General features: G+C 52.4%; 16 protein-coding genes. 7 read left to right on the forward strand and 9 right to left on the reverse strand.

Annotated features, from left to right (window positions below):
- Positions 1-246: 246 nt before the first annotated feature.
- Positions 247-2,799: a transglutaminase-like domain-containing protein gene (locus tag ACSVDI_RS01665; protein WP_457944255.1), complete on the reverse strand. Its 2,553-nt coding sequence runs from the start codon at positions 2,797-2,799 to the stop codon at positions 247-249.
- A 355-nt stretch (positions 2,800-3,154) separates the two neighbouring features.
- Between ACSVDI_RS01665 and ACSVDI_RS01670 the strand changes: the two genes are divergently transcribed.
- The gene (locus ACSVDI_RS01670) at positions 3,155-3,706 is read left to right on the forward strand and encodes a TIGR01440 family protein (RefSeq protein ID WP_457944257.1); all 552 of its coding nucleotides are present in this window, start codon (positions 3,155-3,157) and stop codon (positions 3,704-3,706) included.
- A 78-nt stretch (positions 3,707-3,784) separates the two neighbouring features.
- Here the strand turns inward: ACSVDI_RS01670 and ACSVDI_RS01675 are convergent, their stop codons facing one another.
- Positions 3,785-5,836, reverse strand: coding sequence for a methyl-accepting chemotaxis protein (locus tag ACSVDI_RS01675; protein WP_457944258.1), 2,052 nt, complete (start codon positions 5,834-5,836; stop codon positions 3,785-3,787).
- Positions 5,837-6,108: 272 nt separating this feature from the next.
- On the opposite strand from ACSVDI_RS01675, the gene ACSVDI_RS01680 reads away from it, so the two are divergent.
- Positions 6,109-6,555: a GNAT family N-acetyltransferase gene (locus ACSVDI_RS01680; RefSeq protein WP_457944259.1), complete on the forward strand. Its 447-nt coding sequence runs from the start codon at positions 6,109-6,111 to the stop codon at positions 6,553-6,555.
- 34 nt (positions 6,556-6,589) lie between these two features.
- Here the strand turns inward: ACSVDI_RS01680 and pfkB are convergent, their stop codons facing one another.
- The 3 genes from pfkB to ACSVDI_RS01695 form a co-directional block, all read right to left on the reverse strand.
- A complete protein-coding gene (gene pfkB, locus ACSVDI_RS01685) occupies positions 6,590-7,519 on the reverse strand; it encodes a 1-phosphofructokinase (RefSeq protein ID WP_457944261.1) in 930 nt (309 codons plus the stop codon).
- A 133-nt stretch (positions 7,520-7,652) separates the two neighbouring features.
- On the reverse strand, positions 7,653-8,567 hold the full coding sequence (locus tag ACSVDI_RS01690) for a glycoside hydrolase family 5 protein (protein ID WP_457944262.1): 915 nt from the start codon (positions 8,565-8,567) through the stop codon (positions 7,653-7,655).
- Positions 8,568-8,607: 40 nt separating this feature from the next.
- Positions 8,608-8,838 (reverse strand): hypothetical protein, encoded by a 231-nt coding sequence (locus ACSVDI_RS01695; RefSeq protein ID WP_457944263.1) that lies wholly within the window; start codon positions 8,836-8,838, stop codon positions 8,608-8,610.
- Positions 8,839-9,096: 258 nt separating this feature from the next.
- Between ACSVDI_RS01695 and ACSVDI_RS01700 the strand changes: the two genes are divergently transcribed.
- A complete protein-coding gene (locus tag ACSVDI_RS01700; protein WP_457944265.1) occupies positions 9,097-9,561 on the forward strand; it encodes a GyrI-like domain-containing protein in 465 nt (154 codons plus the stop codon).
- Positions 9,562-9,732: 171 nt separating this feature from the next.
- On the opposite strand, the gene tlp is transcribed toward ACSVDI_RS01700, so the two are convergent.
- Positions 9,733-9,960, reverse strand: a complete 228-nt coding sequence (tlp, locus tag ACSVDI_RS01705) for a small acid-soluble spore protein Tlp (protein WP_457944267.1) — start codon at positions 9,958-9,960, stop codon at positions 9,733-9,735.
- Positions 9,961-10,289: 329 nt separating this feature from the next.
- Between tlp and ACSVDI_RS01710 the strand changes: the two genes are divergently transcribed.
- Positions 10,290-12,098 carry a hypothetical protein gene (locus ACSVDI_RS01710; protein ID WP_457944269.1) on the forward strand — a complete coding sequence of 603 codons (1,809 nt, stop codon included), beginning with the start codon at positions 10,290-10,292 and terminating at the stop codon, positions 12,096-12,098.
- A 101-nt stretch (positions 12,099-12,199) separates the two neighbouring features.
- On the opposite strand, the gene ACSVDI_RS01715 is transcribed toward ACSVDI_RS01710, so the two are convergent.
- Entirely contained in the window at positions 12,200-12,577 is a 378-nt protein-coding gene (locus ACSVDI_RS01715) for a phage holin family protein (protein WP_457945591.1), read from the reverse strand.
- Positions 12,578-12,874: 297 nt separating this feature from the next.
- On the opposite strand from ACSVDI_RS01715, the gene ACSVDI_RS01720 reads away from it, so the two are divergent.
- The 3 genes from ACSVDI_RS01720 (at position 12,875) to ACSVDI_RS01730 (ending at position 16,369) form a co-directional block, all read left to right on the forward strand.
- Complete coding sequence (locus tag ACSVDI_RS01720; RefSeq protein WP_457944271.1) at positions 12,875-13,867, forward strand: spore photoproduct lyase family protein; 993 nt, start codon at positions 12,875-12,877, stop codon at positions 13,865-13,867.
- A gap of 140 nt (positions 13,868-14,007) precedes the next feature.
- The gene (locus tag ACSVDI_RS01725) at positions 14,008-14,289 is read left to right on the forward strand and encodes a zinc-ribbon domain containing protein (RefSeq protein WP_457944273.1); all 282 of its coding nucleotides are present in this window, start codon (positions 14,008-14,010) and stop codon (positions 14,287-14,289) included.
- An 88-nt stretch (positions 14,290-14,377) separates the two neighbouring features.
- The gene (locus tag ACSVDI_RS01730; RefSeq protein ID WP_457944274.1) at positions 14,378-16,369 is read left to right on the forward strand and encodes a GTP-binding protein; all 1,992 of its coding nucleotides are present in this window, start codon (positions 14,378-14,380) and stop codon (positions 16,367-16,369) included.
- Positions 16,370-16,772: 403 nt separating this feature from the next.
- Here the strand turns inward: ACSVDI_RS01730 and mutY are convergent, their stop codons facing one another.
- Together mutY and ACSVDI_RS01740 are read right to left on the reverse strand one after the other, a co-directional pair.
- Entirely contained in the window at positions 16,773-17,831 is a 1,059-nt protein-coding gene (mutY, locus tag ACSVDI_RS01735) for an A/G-specific adenine glycosylase (protein WP_457944275.1), read from the reverse strand.
- The gene (locus tag ACSVDI_RS01740; RefSeq protein WP_457944277.1) at positions 17,832-18,281 is read right to left on the reverse strand and encodes an Lrp/AsnC family transcriptional regulator; all 450 of its coding nucleotides are present in this window, start codon (positions 18,279-18,281) and stop codon (positions 17,832-17,834) included. It lies immediately after the preceding gene.
- Positions 18,282-18,354: the final 73 nt, after the last annotated feature.

Consider the following 18,354-nt stretch of genomic DNA (forward strand, 5'->3'; position numbering starts at 1 on the left):
CGAAAAGAGGATGATATGGTCTTCAATCAGCGGGGTCAGCCAGCATCGGGGAAATTCCCGAAGTGGTTACGGCAGATAAAAAATCGAGCTGCAAATGCTTTTCTTGCTGCTTTTGATGACATTTTTATGGGAAGACAGGCAGAATTTGCGTGAAAAAATCTATTTCCGGAAATTATTACCCGGGAAATGAAAGCCAAAATAGAAGAGCCTGTCCAAACACTGCTGGTTCAGAGGCAGGTTGTCCGGCTAGTCCACAATACTTTCGTCGGTCCGTTTTAAAATATCGATCATCCGCTCTGGAAATTCCTCATCGTAGCCGGCACAGGCGTATGCCACGCAGGGCCCGGGGCGGACAATGAGAGTCAGCGGGTAAAGGCCCTGTTCCAGTCCGAAACGGTTGACAAGAAGCTGTGCGGTATCGTCAAAATCCGCACTGTAAATCTCGATAAACGGCAGTTCTCTGCAGGCGAAAGCTACCGTTGGGTCCTTTTGCAGGGGATAGTCCGGGAGGATGAGGAGCACCTTGCAGTTTAAGCTGCTGATTACGGACCGCAGCGAGATGAAATGCAAAAGAAGGCGGTCTGTGTCCGGTGTATTTTCCTGGAACCAGATTAGCACAGCGGGTTGATCTTTTACAATTTCATTCACCATTTCCGAACGGAAATGCATATCGTGCAGGCGGAACGGCGCCAGGGGCACACAGCCCGTTTCCTCCTCCGGACGGAGGTTGTGACACTTCAGTTCCAGCCGTTCGGATTCCCCGCTTTTCAGCTGAAACACCGTTTTTATGCAGTACAGGTTTTCGTTTACCCCGCGAACGGCGGTAATCAGCCGGTAGCACCCCGGCCGAAGCGAAAGTTCCAACTCTCCGTTTTCCGACCAAGATGCACCATCCAGATTTAACGTATGATAAGACCCGTCTTTCAACACAGCCAAGGTCCAGTGCCTGCGGTAAACGCGGAACCGGCTCCCGCCAGAAAGAATTAGATTTGCGTCGGGAACCCGTCGGGAGGGCTTTTCGTTCACGGAATGAAACGAGCCGTTGAAAAAGTATTCGGCCGAACGGTCCACCGGATTTAGACGTGCAGGATACCCGAATGTGCGGCAGATGGCCACAAACAAAATCCTGCGGCCGGTTTCATCCATTAGGCCGGTTTTCAGCATGCTAAGCGGGGACGCATTGTACAGGGACGGTTCAGTCAGGCAGGGAATTTCCCTGATGTATTTCCACAGCAGGCGGGGATCCTTCCGCAGAATGCCGGCGTGGGCGCCCAGCTGGGCAATGATTCCGGAACGGTAGGCGGTAATCGGTTCTTCCGCAATTCTGGGGTTCATTAGATTTTTGAGATACAGTTCGTAATCATACCGCTCACGAAACGGGAGGGACGTCTGAAAATGATCGTTCAGTACGGCGGCGTTGGTGTTGCACAGGTCGCAGTCTGAAAGGGTTTCCAGAAAATCAAGCTTCAGCGTGCGGGTATCCGCATTAAAAAAGGCAAGTAAAAACCGATTGATTTCATCAAAATTTCCCTTGGCGCGGCTCAGTAAATTCAGCGTGCGTGCGGGTTGGTTATAGCGGGCAACCAGAGCTTTGGCTTCTTCCTCTTTAAACTGGCGGGCAAGCACTTCCTTTCGGGCCTGTGCCGCCCATTCGTTTTCGCCCCTGGCGTTTGCTCGCTGTATGTCGGTCAGCGGGATGAAAAATTCCGCTGCATCTTTGGGGGGAATCATCACAAACTCTTTCTTATAGGAGGGTTCTTCCCGTGCCGCCTGCGAAAAATCGAGAGCCACATGATCGGATTCCCCGGTATGAACAAAGGCTTCCACGAAACGGTCGCCTTTCCGGGCGTGAATATGGATGCTTCCACAGCCGATGGTAAGCGAAGCACTGCCGGTTTCATCCGTTACTAACGACAGTGCCGGACGTAGTTCTGACCCGTTCAGGATTTCAAAATCAATAATGACCCCGGCAACCGGGCCGCCCTCGGTAACGGTTAGGGACAACCGCTTTCCGACGGCATAGCGGTTGAGTACATTGACCAAAATCGTGCGTTTTCCACAGAAAATGACTTCCTCCTCCGCCGGGGGCAGAAAGGCGGATGTGAAAAGGAACATAGCCCGGGCAGCGTTCCCGGCGAACCAGTTTTGGTTGATGAGGGGGCCGGGGCGGCAGGCCTCGATGAAGTGCCAGCTGCCCTGTGCCCAGAATTCCACCCAGCACAGACCGTGCTCTCGGTGTGCCCAGGCGGGCGTGAAGACCACCCGGGCGGGAATTCCCACACTGCGCAGCGCGGTGACTTCCAAGGTGGAGAGCTGCCGACTGTTGCCGCCGCCGGCTTTCAGAATGCCGATTGGGCTGAACCCTGTTGCCGGAAAGGGTTTGTATTCCACATGTTCCGCGCACCAGGCGTTCACCGCAAGGGCGGCCTGAAAAAGGTCCTTTCCACGAACCCGGTCCTGCAGTGCCTGATAAAAAAAGGCGCGGCTGTTTTCCACCCATTCCAGATCCGCTCTGTAATTCAGCACATAATTCAGGCGGATATCCTCCGGAATGGGTTCACCCCAGTCGGTTTTCTGCTCCAAAGAAAGACCAAATTCCGCGATTTTCCGGAGCAGTTCAAAATCGTATTCGCCCACGTCCTTCATCGGCATGGAGCCATAATAAAATTCCATGACCGTAAGAAGATCCCCCGTGCAGCGATCGATTTTTTCGCGGATTTCGTCTTCACAGAGCCCCAAATCACCGATCCCATCCAGAAAACGGCGGTGAATCATTAATTTTAACGGGTCGGTAAACAAATCCCGATACCTCCTGATGATATGACGTCCGGCTGAAACGGTTTCGGCGTGCCGCTCGAAAAGGGAGAGAGCCATTCGTACGGTCTGAATTAAAAATCGCTGATGAAGTCGTAAACACCAGTGGTTTCTGAATTAATTTTGTCACATAATTAGAAAAATATAATAGATAAAGTTGCAACATTATCCGAATCTAACCCTAATATCGTATATCGGTCGCTTTTCATAAAAACTTTAGAACAGAAAAGTGCACCATGGGGCTGCCATTGAAAAAGGAGGTGCACTCGTCTATAATGGGTATGAAATTGCAGAAACCAATCTTTCAGGTAAGGATTGTGCAATAGAAAGGTGTGATTTTATGTATGAAGACATCGCCGACCAGGCACGAAAGGCAACGGAAGAACTGCTGGAAGCCGCGAAGCTGAACCGCGGGGACCTGTTTGTGGTCGGTTGTTCTTCCAGCGAGATCGCGGGGCACCGGATTGGTACGGATTCCAGTGTGGAAATCGGGGAAACGGTGTTTCAGGCGATTTATTCGGTTTTGAAAGCACGGGGAATCTATCTTGCCGCGCAGTGCTGTGAGCATTTAAACCGCGCAATTATTCTGGAAGAAGAAGCCGCGCGCAAATACGGTTTGGAACCGGTCAACGTGGTTCCCCAGCCTAAGGCGGGCGGGTCGTTCGCCACTGCGGCATACCGGGGGATGGAGCACCCTGTTGCGGTGGAGGAGATTTCCGCGCGGGCCGGAATGGATATCGGTGGAACGCTGATCGGCATGCATTTGGCGCGCGTTGCCGTACCGGTGCGGCTGTCTATTGATAAAATTGGGGACGCTCCGATTCTGTGTGCGAGAACCCGTCCGAAATTTATTGGGGGCGAACGGGCGCATTATAATCCGGACCTGATGTAACGGCGAAAGGAAGAAAAAAGGTGCTGCAGAATGAACAGAAGTTCATTCTGCAGCACCTCTCTCATAACCGGGCAGGGTTCAGGCGGATTTCCCGGAGGGAATGGGCTCTGCCGAAGTCCCAGGTTTTGCTGGAAGCGGCTCCTGACCGACATCCTTTCGGATGCGGAACTTCGAAACATGGTCGAGAAGCATCTCAGCTTGTTTGGAAAGATCCTGGCTGGCGGCGGCATTTTCTTCCGCAGAGGCAGAATTGGTCTGTACCACGCCGGAAATTTGGTCGATGCCGCTGGTGATCTGCGCCACGGCGTCTGCCTGCCGGCTGGTCGCAACGGAAATTTCGGCGATCCGCTCGGAAGTTTGCTTTGTACCCTCACGGATTTCCTGGAAGGACTGCGCGGTGGCGTTCGCGTTTTTCACGCCGCTGTCCACCAAAGCAACCGTGGTTTGAATCAGTTCGGTCGTCTGTTTTGCTGCTTCCGCACTGCGGCTTGCCAGGCTGCGAACTTCATCAGCCACCACGGCGAAGCCCTTGCCTACCGAACCGGCGCGTGCGGCTTCTACCGCTGCGTTCAGTGCAAGAATATTTGTCTGGAATGCAATATCTTCAATGGTTTTTATAATATCTCCAATTTTTGTGGAGGCTTCGCTGATGTCATCCATCGATTTCATCATGGCTTCCACGTTATGGTTGCCGGCTTCCACCTGCTCAAAGGACTTCTGTGCGGTTTGATTGGCCACCAATGCGTTTTGGGCGGTCTTCTGCACTTGTTCGGAGATTTCCGCAACGGTGGCGGAAAGCTCTTCTGTGGTGCTGGCCTGCTCTGTAGCGCCCTGCGATATGGCCATGGCCGCGCTGGAGATTTGGTCCGCGCGGGACGACACAGCCTCCGATGCGCGGTTAATATCCAGAAATACGCCGTTGAGCGAACGAGTAATTTGATTGAGCGCGTTTTTAATCTCTGTAAAATCGCCACGGTAGTTTCCGCGGGCGGATACGGTTAAATCGCCGGCGGAAATGGCGCTGAGTACCTGACGGATTTCCCCTACATAGGATTGCAGGCTGTGTACGGTGTTCAGCAGGGCGGAAACAACCTGGCCGACCTCATTTTCCGACTGCACCGTTATGGCTACTGCGTCGGGGTCGGTAATCCCGATTTCCCCGCGCTCCATGTTGTTTGCCAGGCGGACGACCTCCATCAGCGGACGCTTGACTTTAGCGGTGACAAAAATGCGAAGGATGATAATGGCGGCGATAATCAGAAGAATGGTGATGGATACGCACAGCAGCACGTTGGTCCGGAAAGTCTGTTCCTGCGTGCTGATATTTATCCCTGCAAACAGGGCGCCGACGGCTTTTCCGTCCGGACCTTTTATCGGAATATAGTCCACCATATGGTTAATCCCAAGAATATCCGTCTTCCCCAGATATTCCTGATTCGATTTCAGAACGGTCTGCTTCACATTTTGGGGCATTTTGGTTCCGGTCTGGCGTTGGGAATCCTTTGTGATAGTCGTATTGACCCGCTCGTCCCCATAAAAGACCGTAAATTCACAACCGGTGTAGCTTTTCAACAGATCGAGCGTGTCGGTAACCAGGTACGAGCGCATGGTGGAAATAACGCCGATCAGGGTGCCGTTGTCCATCAGCGGCTGACCATAGCAGATGCACAGGTTTTTGTCCGTTACCACTTCGTTGGTAAGGGTGCCTTTTTGCTGTAAGGCGCTTTGAACATGTGCCATTTGGGCTAAGTTCTTCGGAACAAAATCCGTGGTGGAACTGCTGAGCAGATTTCCCTGCGCATCGGTGACGAACGCATAGCTCAGCCCGTAGGTGCGCACCGAATTTTGCAATAGCTCCGCCATGTTATAGCTATTTTTTTCTTTGACCGCGTTTACCAGGTCTTGACTGTTCGAAAGGCTGGTGGCGGCGCTTTCTGCCATTGTTTCATAGTTCTTCATTGTGCTGGAAAGGCCCTTCAATGCGGTGCGGCTTTCCTGCTCGTAGGAATTTTCAAACGCGTTATTGGAGGAAACCAGCACAACGGAGGCCACCACTGTCACAATAAGGGCCAGACAGACGGTGAAGAAAACGGATAAAACACTGCTTAGGCTTTTTAGTCTTCTTTTCAATACAATCACTTCCCAAAATAAATTCAGCTGGTTTTAGCCTAATTTTAAATTCCGCCCGAAAAAACCGAGGGGTGGGATAATCCGAACAATTTCGCGCTTTCGCGTGCAGATTATCGGATAGTGAAAAAAGAATCCTCATTTGCTTTATCGGTAGAAGTTTATTTAAATTAAGCCTATTAGGGCTAGAAAAGAATAATTTTTTGTGTGTTACTTATGAAGATTTTTAAGATACAATTAAGATTTATGTCATAAACATACAAGGAAGGTGCCGCATGAGAATTATAGAAATAACGGGGGAACGGGAGAAATACTGGGATTTATTTTTGCTGGCAGACCCGTCCAAAGACATGGTTCGCCGCTACCTTCACCAGGGCTTCCTGTTGGGTGCAGAAACGCAGGATGGGCGCATCGCCGGGGAAATTTTGACCGTCCCGGTGGGTACGAACGAATGGGAAATTAAGAACCTTGCCGTTTCCGAGGTGTTTCAGGGCAAGGGGCTCGGCAAAGCGCTGGTGGAAGCGGTTCAGTACCGCCTGCCGAAGGGCACAGTTTTGCTGGTGGGAACGGATGACGTTTCCGGCAACGTCGGATTCTATGAATCCTGCGGGTTCTCCCGTTTCCGTACGGAACCGGGCTTTTTTGTGAAAAACTATCCGGAACCGTTGTATGACCACGGTGCTCAGTGCATCAACATGATTTACCTGAAACAGATTCTTTAGGCGCCCGCAGGGAACTCTGTGCAGGCTCTTCGGCTTAACCGATTTTGGTAACCATACAGTGGGGTAAAAGCGCACGATAATCCCTGGGAAGAATATGTGCTGCTTCCAGTGTCATAGCATTTGCAGAAGCAAGTGCAATCGCGTTTCGAAGCATATCAGCGGGGGAAAGGTCCTGCTGGAGGGAAATGCAGAAAGAAGCGACCATGGTGTCCCCACAGCCGAGGGTGTTTTTGACCGGAATGTTCGGCGCTGCGCCGCGCCACACCCCGTCCCCGCAGAGGAGCGCGGCTCCCCGTGCCCCCATGGAAATCAACACGTACTCAATGCCGCTTTGCACTAGCTGTTCCGCAAAGGAAATCATCTCACCGTCGGAGGCTTCGTCCCGTTCCATCAGCTCCAGCATTTCGCTTCGGTTTGGCTTGATGAAGCGTGGGTGTTCTTCCAGCGCTGCTTTTAGCAGAGGCCCGGAGGCGTCCACTGCCAGCGAAGCTCCGCCTTGTTTGGCAGCGCGCAGAAGCTCCCGATAATAGGGCTTGTCCACCCCGCCGGGCGCGCTTCCGCAGACGGCAACCACGCTGCTTTGCGCGGAAAGCTGCGCCACCTCGTTCAATAGGGAGGTTCGCTCCTCGGCGGTGGTGTTGGGGCCTTGTTCCAGCAGTTCGGTGCGCCGGCCCTGCGCATCGTACAACTGAATGTTGATACGCGTACACTCCCGGATGGGGACCATCCGGTTTTCAATACCGTGCTCCTTCATTTTTTCTACGAAAATAGGGGCGACTTCGCCCCCCAAGAATCCGGTTGCGGTGACTTCCGTATCCAAGTCCCGCAGAACTTTGGCCACATTAATGCCCTTGCCCCCGACGGAGGTAAAAACGTTCTGGGTGCGGTTGGTCTCTCCGATTTGAATTTCCGCGACGGACAGCATTTTGTCGAATGCCGGGTTCAGTGTGACGGTTGTAATCATGTTTTATCCTCCGTATTTTCGGGTTCGCGCAGGTTCGGCGGTCGACCGTCGAATTTTTGCAGGGCTTTTCTACATATCGTTTTGCAAATAACGGCGTAAGTAACAATCTGCCTCCTTGTGGAGGACGGGTAGGTCAGGTTCGGAACTGCCGGAACACGAACCGGCCGGATTCGCTGATTTCCTCCTCGCGCCAGTTGCCGTTCGGGTTGGCACCGGGTTTCAGTGCAGCGGAGGTTTCATCGCGGTCGCCCAGCGACCAGTTGGCCCAGCTTAAGTTCCGTTCGTCCAGAAAGCGGAGCCACTCTTCCGACTCCCGAATGAACACGCCGCCGTTCCCGTCTGCGCGGCTTGTGCCCCACTCGCTGATAAAGATTGGGGTGCCAAGTTCTCGTGCGCGGTCAATTTTTTTCTGCAGTGGTTTGCCGTGGGTTCCAGCGTAAAAGTGGCAGGTGACCATAATGTTTGGGAAATCCAGCGGATGCTTCGCTGCGAGGTCTACATCCTGGCTCCAGGTGCTGCAGCCAACGAGAATGACTGCATTCGGTGAAAACTGCCGGATGACCGGAATGACTTCCTCTGCATAAGGGCGGACATCACGTTCCCAGGTGACGTCGCCGTTCGGCTCGTTGCAGATTTCGTACAGAAGGCCGGGTTGGCCGGCATACCGCTTAGCGGCTTCTGCAAAGAACTCCTTTGCCTCTTTTAAGTGTGTCATCGGATTGTTGTCGTACAGGATATGCCAATCCAGAATGGCATACATGTCCAGGGAAAGTGCGGTTTCCACCGCACGGAACGCGTCAGCCTTGACTTTTTCCGGGTGGGTCAGGTAACCGCCCTCATCCGTATACATAGCTACGCGCAGAAGGTTTGCACCGTAATCGCGGATGGTTGCGACGGAACCCTCCCCAGCGAACTGCGGTTGCCACTGAATTCCGTAGGTGCTCATACCGCGCAGGCGCACCGGCTGGCCGTGTTCGTTGGTCAGGTTCAGACCATCCACGTGCAACGCACCCCAGCGATGGATTCCATTTGGTATGATATTGTTCATAAACAGCCTCCTATGTACCTTGAATTTGAAAAGCAGATTTTTACAGAATGCCTTTTACCTCCTCCAAAAGCTCCTGCTTCACAAGGATGGAGTAAACGGGACTCCGGTTGGCATGGTAGCGCGACAGAAAGGGCACTCGCCCACTTGGGCTGCACGGACTGCCGCTTTGAATTTTGGTACGGTACGGAATTGACCGGCCTTCCAACAGGTGTACCGCGCGGTAAAAAGCATCCGGGCTTGTGGTAAGATATGCTTCCCGCCAGCCAAACATGAAAAAACCTCCTGCTTTTCCCAACTTTATTCCAATATCTAAATTATAGCATGAATTCAAAAGTTTTCCAGACGTTTCGGGATGTTTCGGAAACGAAAATAACGAAAATCGACATATGCTTTTTCACATTCCGATCTGCGGCGTTCATACCCACGAAAAGGTGATAGCGAGAAGTCTTTCTTTTTGGTATAATGAATAAAATGACTTTGACAGAGGTTCGAATTTTTAACAGGACTTGCTGAAAGGAGCATTGGGCGGATGAAAGTAGAAAGATGTATGAAACAGGCATTTGCTATCATCGGAAAGGAAAGTTCTACACAGGAAGGCGACGGTTTCATTCAAAGGCTTTGGAAAGAAGCGAATTCTCATTTTCATGAAGTAGCGGAGCTGGCCCAACGGGATTCGAACGGAATGATTGTGGGAATTTGGGGCGCCATGTCCGATTTTTCGCATTCCTTCCGTCCATGGGAGGATGGGTTTTCAAAAGGACTGTATCTTGCAGGGGTAGAGTGCCCGATGGATTCAAAAGCACCCGAAGGGTGGACCAAATGGGTGATTCCGGGGTATGAATATGTTTATACGGAAAATGACGGGCACGATACGTTCTCACGGATGATCGCGTATTTGAAAGAAAACCAGCTGAACCTTGCAGGAGCGGCACACGAGTTCACCTGCCCCAAAACAGGAAAAGAATATTTGTATTTTCCGATTAAAAGATTATGATCTTTCCAAAAGCCCGCATCCCATTCTGGCGACCGGTTGGCTTCACGGGGAAGGAACCCCGCTTCCCTCTGCGGGAAGTTTCGCGCTACGAACAGACAGGCTCCTCACAAGGAATCATGTTCCTTGTGAGGAGCCTGTCTTGCATGGCAAATTTAAAATGTTTATTTGTATCTATTTGTATCCTTTTTCGCGGGCGATGGCTTCTTCTCGGATTTCACGGCGCATGCCCTTCAGCGCTTCTTCACGGCGTTCGTTTTTCGCTTTGAGGTTTTCCCTCATGGTGTCGTCGGAGGTTTCTTCCATCATCTCATCTGCTTTGCGCATGTTGTTAATGGTGTGATTGATGGTGCCTTGAATCCGTTCAACGTTGTCGCTGCGGTCGTCCGGCTTTGCGTTCATTTTTCGCTCTCCTTTCGTGAAACGGTGCTGATTGTATTATGTTAACTGTCCTCGGAAATATGAATGGGAAATAATTCCTAAACCCGAAAAAGGATGCGAAAAATTTTGCACAGGAAGCACTTCGCTGTTGCTACCGCAAAACTGAAAAGAAAAACAGGCACCGGGCATGAATTCAGGATTTTGGCTTTCAAAATTTAAGAATGATTTTATAGAAAAAATAAAAAAGCTCTTTCCTTCTGCTGACCCGCACGATATAATGAAATGGAAGATTCTGCCGATAAAAGATTAGTTGAATTATGGTAACCAACGGAAACAAAGGAGGAACCGATTTGAAAAAGATTTTAGGAGCGGTGCTGTGCCTGGCCGTGCTTCTTTCCACGGTACCGATGACGGCATCTGCGGCGACGACGGAAGCCGGAATTATTGACATGCACGGAACGAAAACATATATTGGATCTGCTTCCGCGTGGAGCAAAACGTGGAACCCATCGAATTTTACCGACGTAACGAATAAAGACGCATCATGGAGCGGAAACCTTACCATTAAAAGCGGGACCGTACAGGACGTTTCGGTTTCGGGGGATAACACGAAGGTGACGGTCACCAGCGGAACCATCGGTTCCATTGACGCAGACGGCGACGTTACGCTGAACGGCGGTACGGTGAAAAACGATGTAGAGGCGGGCAAGTCCATCACCTTGAACGGTGCGGTTACGGTCAAAGGCTCCTGCATTGCGGATAATATTACCGCAACGGGCAGCACCACCGCAACGGTTGGGAAATTGGTTGGCTCAGACACCATCATCCTTGGCAATGTTGGCGTTAAGGCGAATAAAATCAGCGGGAACGGCTCTGCAACCCTGCAATTAAAAAGTTATAAGCTGAACCTGCCCACGATTGAAGAAATGGAAACCATTGAGGTAACGGACGATGCAACGGTCACCGGTACGATTGATACACGCACGCTTTCAATTCCGTCGAAAAAGCAGCTGACGGCGAAATCTACGGTAGAAGTCGGAACCCTGGAAGGACCCGGAACACTGGCGTTTGTTTCCGGAAAGCTGAGAATTGACGATGGAGTTTCCGGTTCCCCAATGATTACGTTTTTGAATTCGGTCCATAACGGTTCCTTAGCCTTTAAGGCAAGCTCCGGCAGGGTGGACCCGGACGATATTGTTCTGTACGATTATTCGCTGGAAAGCGATACCGACGGCGGAGAGGAACTTTTTTACCTGACTGATTCCATTAAAGACGGAGTTACGCTGAGCGAATCGTCCGTTTCGGTTTCTTCGAAAGGATCTGTGAGCGTTAAGGCGTATGTGCGTCCGTCACTTTCCAAGTATGCGACGGGCACGAAGCTCAAGTGGGAGCTGCATGGCGACACCTCTTCCTTCTCCATCAGCCCAGATACCTCCAATAATACGTGCAAGGTGTCATATTCCGGCACAAAGAACGAAACGCGCACTGCTACGCTGACCTGTTACCTGGTGGACAGCCGCGGCGACCGGCTGCCGGACTACAAGTCCGGTTCCTGCACCATTACCGGTTCGCAGGGTACGAGCAGCAACAACGGCAACACCACTACAACGGGATTAACGCTGGATACATCTGCGGTTACCATCCCGATCGGCAACACCTACTGGGTGCTGGCAATTACGAATTCCGCGACCGCTCCGGCGCAGATGTCCTACAATTCTGCTGTGGCAACGGTCGGGGCCCCAAAAGCGTATAACGCGGGCGGCAAAAAAGGCTGGCTGTACCCGGTGACCGGGGTCGCAAAAGGCGCGGTTACCATTGACATTGGCGGCCAGAAAATGATTGCTACAGTTTCGGGCGGAAGTGCCATTGTCGATACTTCCTCGTACACCATGGCGCCGGGCGGCCAGTACTGCATCGGCGTCCGCCTGTACGGAATCAATAAAAAGAGCTTGAACGTTCATTCTGCCAACAGCTGCACCACCGTGCAGTACGGCGGAAGCGTCAACGGACTGGAATTGTACCGTGTGCATGCGGAAAAGTCCGGAATCGGCGGCGTGATTTTTGAACTGCCGAACGGAAAATCCGTACGGACGCAAATCAACATCATCGCCGGGGAAACTCCCCATGGCGTCAGCGCGCGCCTAATCGTGGCAGAATAAATTGGCGGTAGGTGACCTGCCGAACCTAAAATTTCAATAAAAAACAGAGGAGCCTGCGCAAAATGCGCAGGCTCCCTTGCGTTTATTCCTGTCTGCTGGTCTTACATCGTCCTTGTTGGGAAGATCGCGTCCAGGATTCCGATCGCCAGTGCGCCGATCAGCGCTCCGATGATCGTTACGCTCATATTCGGGACGAGGAACTGTGTCAGCCATAGAATTAAGGCCGCCAGTACAAATCCTTTTAGCCCCTTACCGAACGGCGATGCGTCTACCTTCATAACCAGTTCTACCAGGTAGTCCAGCAAGCTGATGACCACAGCGGCCATCAGGTAAGACCAAAGACCATTGATTGAAAAACCGGGCGTCAGGAAGGAAACGACGAACAAAATGACCGCCATAATGACCATGCGGCCCAGCCAGCGAAGAAAAGTCGTACCCGCGGATTGATCGTGAAACTCTTCCGTATATCCCGTGTGCATATGACTTTCATGCGTTGCCATTACTTTTTCCCCCTATCGGTGTGAACTCAAGGCAAAATAATTACACCTGTTATTCCGCCCCTGACTATCGTGCACGGAAAATCATATTTTATGTTTGTGCAAACGCGTTTCCTCTTACTTCCGAAAAAAACAGACCGGTACTTTCCTGATGCAGAAGCAATTGCCGTTTTGCTTTGCAGGATTTGCCTGAATGAAATACGGGAAGGAACACATACTGTTTGAAAAGACGTTTTTAAATCAGGGAGGAAAGGGGATGGAAAGATGCAGCCGAACTGGATGCCAAAAAAAATTTATTACGAACCGGCGTCGCTGGATTATGAACTGGGCAGAACACTCTTTGAAAAATATAAAACTCTGCCATGGATACCCATTGAAAGCCACAATCGAATTGAAACGCTTCGCAAAAGCGAAAACAGTCAGTTCCCGGAACTAAAGCAGTACCTGATTATCGGGGTCCGGAAAACGCATCATTACACGCCTAATTATAAGTCTTCCGATTTTCTCGTGCCTTATACGTCTTCCGGCTGCAGCGCCATGTGCCTGTACTGCTATTTGGTGTGCAATTACAATAAATGCTCTTACTTGCGTCTTTTTGTGAACCGGGAACAGATGCTCGAAAAAATTGAGCGCACGGCGGAACGCGCCGAACGGGAGCTGACCTTTGAAATCGGCAGCAACAGCGACCTTGTGCTGGAAAATACCATTACCCACAACTTGGAATGGACGATTGAACAATTCGCAAAGTCCAAACGGGGCCGCCTGACGTTTCCGACGAAATTCGATTTTGTGGAGCCGCTGCTTACACTGGATCACCGAAGAAAAACCATCGCGCGCATGAGTGTAAACCCACCGGAAATCATCCGGCGCGTGGAATTTGGAACCGCCCCGCTCGACCGGCGCATCGCCGCCGTGAACCGCCTGTGCGAAGCCGGCTACCCGGTTGGACTGCTGATTGCGCCGGTAATTCTGACAGGAAACTGGAAGGAGCTGTATGCGGAGTTGTTCCAAACACTGGCGCAGTCCCTTTCCGAAAAGGTAAAAAAGGAAATGTTTGTAGAAATGATTTTGATGACGTACAGCTATGTGCACCGGGCCATCAACCGGGAAGCGTTCCCGAATGCCATTGACCTTTACGATGCGGAACAGATGACCGGACGCGGCAGAGGGAAATACTGCTACCGGCCGGGTGTGAGGACGCAGGCCGAGGAATTTTTGCGAAGTGAATTTGCAAAATATTTTGACCCTGCAAAGATTCTTTATATTTCTTGACGAAAAACTAGGAGCGGGTTGAAAAGGGATTTACTTTGACAAAGTTTCACATTGACAAACATTTGGAAATAAGGTATACTCACTCCATAGTGTCCAGCCGGAAGCCGGGCATATTTTAGAAAAATGAGGTATACCACTACATGTACGAGGACAAAACTTTAATTTGCAAAGAATGCGGCGCTGAATTCGAGTTCACCGCCAGCGAGCAGGAATTTTACGCTTCCAAAGGTTTTACCAATGAACCGCAGCGTTGCAAGTCCTGCCGCGATGCCCGTAAGGCCGCCAGAGGCGGTAACAATGGCGGCAGCCGTGAAATGTTCGACGCTGTCTGCGCAGAATGTGGAAAACCCTGCAAGGTTCCTTTCCAGCCCCGTGAAGATCGCCCGGTTTATTGCAGCGATTGCTTTGCAAATAGAGGTTAAGCGATACATTTTCACGAATTGAGTGCGTCCCGTTTCGGGACGCGCTTTTTTTGCATGCAGAAATATCGGTGGAAGGAGGAAACAGAGCATGAGTATTACTGTGGGGATTCTAGCGCATGTGGATGCAGGAAAAACCACCCTTTCGGAGCAGATTTTGTATCGGGCGGGCACGCTGCGTGCCCCCGGCCGCGTTGATCGAAAAAATACGTTTCTGGATTATAATGAGGTGGAGCGGGAGCGTGGAATTACCGTGTTTGCCGACCAAGCGGCGTTTCAAGCAGGCGGCCGCGCGTTTCAGCTGATTGACACCCCCGGCCACGTGGATTTTTCCGGGGAGATGGAGCGCAGCCTATGGGTGATGGACTGCGCAGTGTTGGTAATAAGCTGTGTGGAGGGCATTCAGAGTCATACAGAAACCATCTGGCGGTTGCTGCGCAGGAACCAGGTTCCAACCTTTCTATTCCTGAACAAGACCGACCGCGCGGGCGCTGACCCGGAGGGCGTACTGCGGGAGGCAGAGCGCTTGTGGGGAGCGGTCTGCCCGGATTTCACCGGGTACCAAGGGGAAGAGATGGAACCTCGCACAGTTGAACGGCTTGCGGAGCTGGACGAAACGCTGTTGGATACCTATTGTTCTTCGGGGTATGACCCGCAGCTCTGGCACAGCGCCGCGCGCCGCATGACCCGGGACTGCCGGATTTTTCCCGCGTTTCGCGGCTCTGCCCTGAACGGCCAAGGGGTCGAGGAGTTCCTTCGTGCCTTTTCCCTGCTTGCGCCAGAGGAAACAGGGGATGCATCTGCTCCGCTTGCAGCGCGGGTTTACAAGGTTCGGCACGAAAAACAGGGCGGCCGCGTGGCGTTCCTGAAAATTACAGCAGGTACACTGCACCCCAAAGAGGAAATTTGCTGCCCGGGTGATTCGGGGGAACCGATCACCGAAAAGTGCAACGAGCTGCGCGGATACAACGGTGCGAAATACACGCTGATTCCGCAGGCGGTTCCGGGGGACTTGTGTGCGGTGACCGGCCTTTCCACCCCTATGCCCGGGGATGTGGTAGGCGCTTCGCCACGCCGCATGCTGCCGTTTTCCACTCAGCCGCTGCTTGCCGCGAAGGTGCTGTTCGACACTTCCATTCCGCCCAAAACTATGCTGGAACATTTGCGGGAGCTGGAGGACGAGGAACCTCTACTCGGCGTTTCCTGGGAAGAGGAGTTGCAGGAAATCCGTGTGCACATTATGGGCGAAATCCAGCTTGAGGTGCTGGCGGAGCTGATGCGGGAACGCTTTGGGCTGGAAATTGGGTTCGGACCGTGTGAAATCCTGTACCGCGAAACGCTGGGCGCACCGGTTGTCGGCTGCGGCCACTTTGAGCCGCTGCGCCATTACGCAGAGGTGCACCTCCGGCTTTCCCCGGGGCCGCGCGGAAGCGGAATTGTGTTTGCTAGCGAGTGTTCCACGGATGTGCTTGCCGCGGGCTGGCAGAATCTGATTCGCACCCATGTGCTGGAAAAGGAGCACCGCGGCGTTCTGACCGGAGCGCCGCTGACGGATGTGAAGGTGACGCTGCTGGCAGGGCGTGCCCATCTAAAGCATACGGAGGGCGGCGACTTCCGGCAAGCGACCTACCGCGCCATACGGCAGGGGCTGATGCATGCGCAATCCGTTCTGCTGGAGCCGTACTACGCGTTTGAAATCGAAGTGGAGCTGTCCCTGACGGGACGAGTGTTTTCCGATATCCTGCGGAGAAACGGCACCTATGAAACGCCCCAGACCGAAGGGGACCGGGCGATAATCCGCGGGCGTGCGCCCGTTTCGGAGATGATGGATTACGCGAAGGAACTGACGGCATTCAGCAAGGGAAAGGGAAAACTGTCCTTGACGTTTGACGGTTATGAACCGTGCCATAATGCACAGGAGGTCATCCAATACAAGGCGTACGACCCGGAACGGGACATTGCAAATACCCCGGATTCCGTTTTCTGTTCTCACGGTGCAGGGTACCGTGTCAAATGGGATGAAGCACCCACGATGATGCACCTGAAGTTGGAAGAGGAAAAACAAGGGGATTCATTAACATAATCTTTAGCTAATCTTCACGAGTCATTCATAATTGACCGGTATACTATAACCATCGAATCAAGAAATTGATCTTACAAAATATATCTGCTGCCGTTTCCCTGCCGGGCCTGGACGGAATACCGAACCGGTGGGCGGGCAGACTAATTACAAGTGCCTCGCGAGAGGTTTTTCATACAACTCTTTTTCATATTTTCTCCTCTAAAAAGTCGCCGTTGGGCGGCTTTTTTTTGCATCGACATGCTTCTATGGAATGATTCGGCGGCATTTTGTCCAAAATATTGGTAAGGTGAAGGGGCGGCTGGCCGCCCTCATTCCTGCTGGGGTGTACAATGGGGTACGCTCCTTTCTTTTTGTACAAAAAACCGGAGGCAGTCTGCCCGATTGAGGGAAACTGCCTCCGATTTTAAGAGGACTTGATAAAATCCAAATATTCTTTCAGAAAGGCCTTGAACGCGGCCGGGATCGTGTAGGTTTGCAGCAGTTCGTCCGGCTGAGCGGGCAGCAGCCCGTTTAACGCCGGACGTTCGGGAACAGTGGCAAGCCACCCGGCCATATGCCATTCCACATGGCTGAACACGTGCTTTGCCTTGGGCAGGCGTTTCAGGCGCTCTGGGTGAAAGCCCCGGGTGTTTAGCCATTCCAGCGCCTGCGGTTTGGTCAGGCTGCCGTCTGCAGATGGGAATTCCCACAGCCCGGCCAATAGCCCCCGCTCCGGACGTTTCTGAATCAGCACGTGGTTCCCGTTCAGAATCAGGAACACGGTGCGCTGCTCGATTTTCCGCGCTTTTTTTGCTGCTTTAACGGGGAGCTCCTCCGTGCGGTTCTGTTCCTTTGCCAAGCATAGGGCGGCAAGCGGGCATTCCCCACATTTTGGTGCGCCGTTGGGAAGACAGACTAACGCCCCCAGTTCCATCAGCGCCTGGGTAAAGTCCCCTGCGCGGCCCTGCGGGTAAATCTGTTTTAAGTCCTGCTCCATCGCCCGTTTGGTGGCAGTTTCGCTAATATCTGCGCGGTTTGCCGTAACGCGGGCGAGCACCCGCAGCACGTTGCCGTCCACGGCGGGCGCGGGTTTTCCGTAAGCGATGGAAGCAATCGCGCCCGCGGTGTAAGAGCCGATTCCGGGCAGCTTAGCCAGTTTCTCCGGTTCATCCGGCAGCCTGCCGCCGTATTCGCTTATCACAAGCCGCGCCGCCTTTTGCAGGTTGCGCACACGGCTGTAATACCCAAGCCCTTCCCACAGCTTCATCAGCCGGGCTTCCTCTGCTTCGGCCAAATCCTGCAAAGTGGGCAGCTCCGCCAGAAATCGTTCAAAATAAGGGATAACGGCTTCTACCCGGGTTTGCTGCAGCATGATTTCCGAAACCCAGACCCGGTACGGTGTAGGTTCGTCGCGCCAGGGCAGAATGCGCGCGTGTGTTTCATACCAGCCGAGCAGCGGCTGTACTATTTGTAAAAGTTCCATTTATCGCTCCAAACTCTGCATTACGTCGATACCGCGTGGTTGAACCGGGGTGGAGAAAACAATCTGCGTGGAGGTGCTGCCGAATTTCTGAAGCTGACCGATGAAGGTGTCAAGCTCCATAGTGCTGTGAGACACCACTTTAATCAGCATGGAATAGCTCCCCGTAACGCAGTTGCATTCAATCACATTCGGGCAGGCTGCGATGAACGGATAAAACTCCGGTTTTTGGCTTGGCGTCATTTCTAGGTTAATAAAGGCCGAGATATGATACCCGAGTTTGATCGGGTCCACGGCGGCGTGGTATCCGCTGATGATTCCCTGATTTTCCAGCTTTTCAATCCGCGCAGAAATAGCGGGTGAGGATAAAAAGACCTTTTCGGTCAAAAGCTTGATTGGAATGCGGGCGTTTTTTTGCAGTTCAGAAAGTAGTATAGCGTCGATTTTATCCATTTCAATCACCTCGTTCTGTTACAAAAAGGGCACGGAGGAAAACTTTCCTCCGTGCCCCTTTGCACGTTACTAT

The sequence above is a fragment of the Caproiciproducens sp. LBM24188 genome (assembly GCF_054130445.1).

Bases quoted from the DNA above. Each gene is read 5' to 3' on its own strand.
- mutY (WP_457944275.1), bottom strand. From the start codon at position 17,831: ATGGAACTTTTACAAATAGTACAGCCGCTGCTCGGCTGGTATGAAACA.
- ACSVDI_RS01725 (WP_457944273.1), top strand. From the start codon at position 14,008: ATGTACGAGGACAAAACTTTAATTTGCAAAGAATGCGGCGCTGAATTC.
- ACSVDI_RS01740 (WP_457944277.1), bottom strand. From the start codon at position 18,281: ATGGATAAAATCGACGCTATACTACTTTCTGAACTGCAAAAAAACGCC.
- ACSVDI_RS01690 (WP_457944262.1), bottom strand. From the start codon at position 8,567: ATGAACAATATCATACCAAATGGAATCCATCGCTGGGGTGCGTTGCAC.
- ACSVDI_RS01730 (WP_457944274.1), top strand. From the start codon at position 14,378: ATGAGTATTACTGTGGGGATTCTAGCGCATGTGGATGCAGGAAAAACC.
- tlp (WP_457944267.1), bottom strand. From the start codon at position 9,960: ATGAACGCAAAGCCGGACGACCGCAGCGACAACGTTGAACGGATTCAA.
- ACSVDI_RS01700 (WP_457944265.1), top strand. From the start codon at position 9,097: ATGAAAGTAGAAAGATGTATGAAACAGGCATTTGCTATCATCGGAAAG.
- ACSVDI_RS01680 (WP_457944259.1), top strand. From the start codon at position 6,109: ATGAGAATTATAGAAATAACGGGGGAACGGGAGAAATACTGGGATTTA.
- pfkB (WP_457944261.1), bottom strand. From the start codon at position 7,519: ATGATTACAACCGTCACACTGAACCCGGCATTCGACAAAATGCTGTCC.
- ACSVDI_RS01720 (WP_457944271.1), top strand. From the start codon at position 12,875: ATGCCAAAAAAAATTTATTACGAACCGGCGTCGCTGGATTATGAACTG.
- ACSVDI_RS01670 (WP_457944257.1), top strand. From the start codon at position 3,155: ATGTATGAAGACATCGCCGACCAGGCACGAAAGGCAACGGAAGAACTG.
- ACSVDI_RS01695 (WP_457944263.1), bottom strand. From the start codon at position 8,838: ATGTTTGGCTGGCGGGAAGCATATCTTACCACAAGCCCGGATGCTTTT.
- ACSVDI_RS01715 (WP_457945591.1), bottom strand. From the start codon at position 12,577: ATGCACACGGGATATACGGAAGAGTTTCACGATCAATCCGCGGGTACG.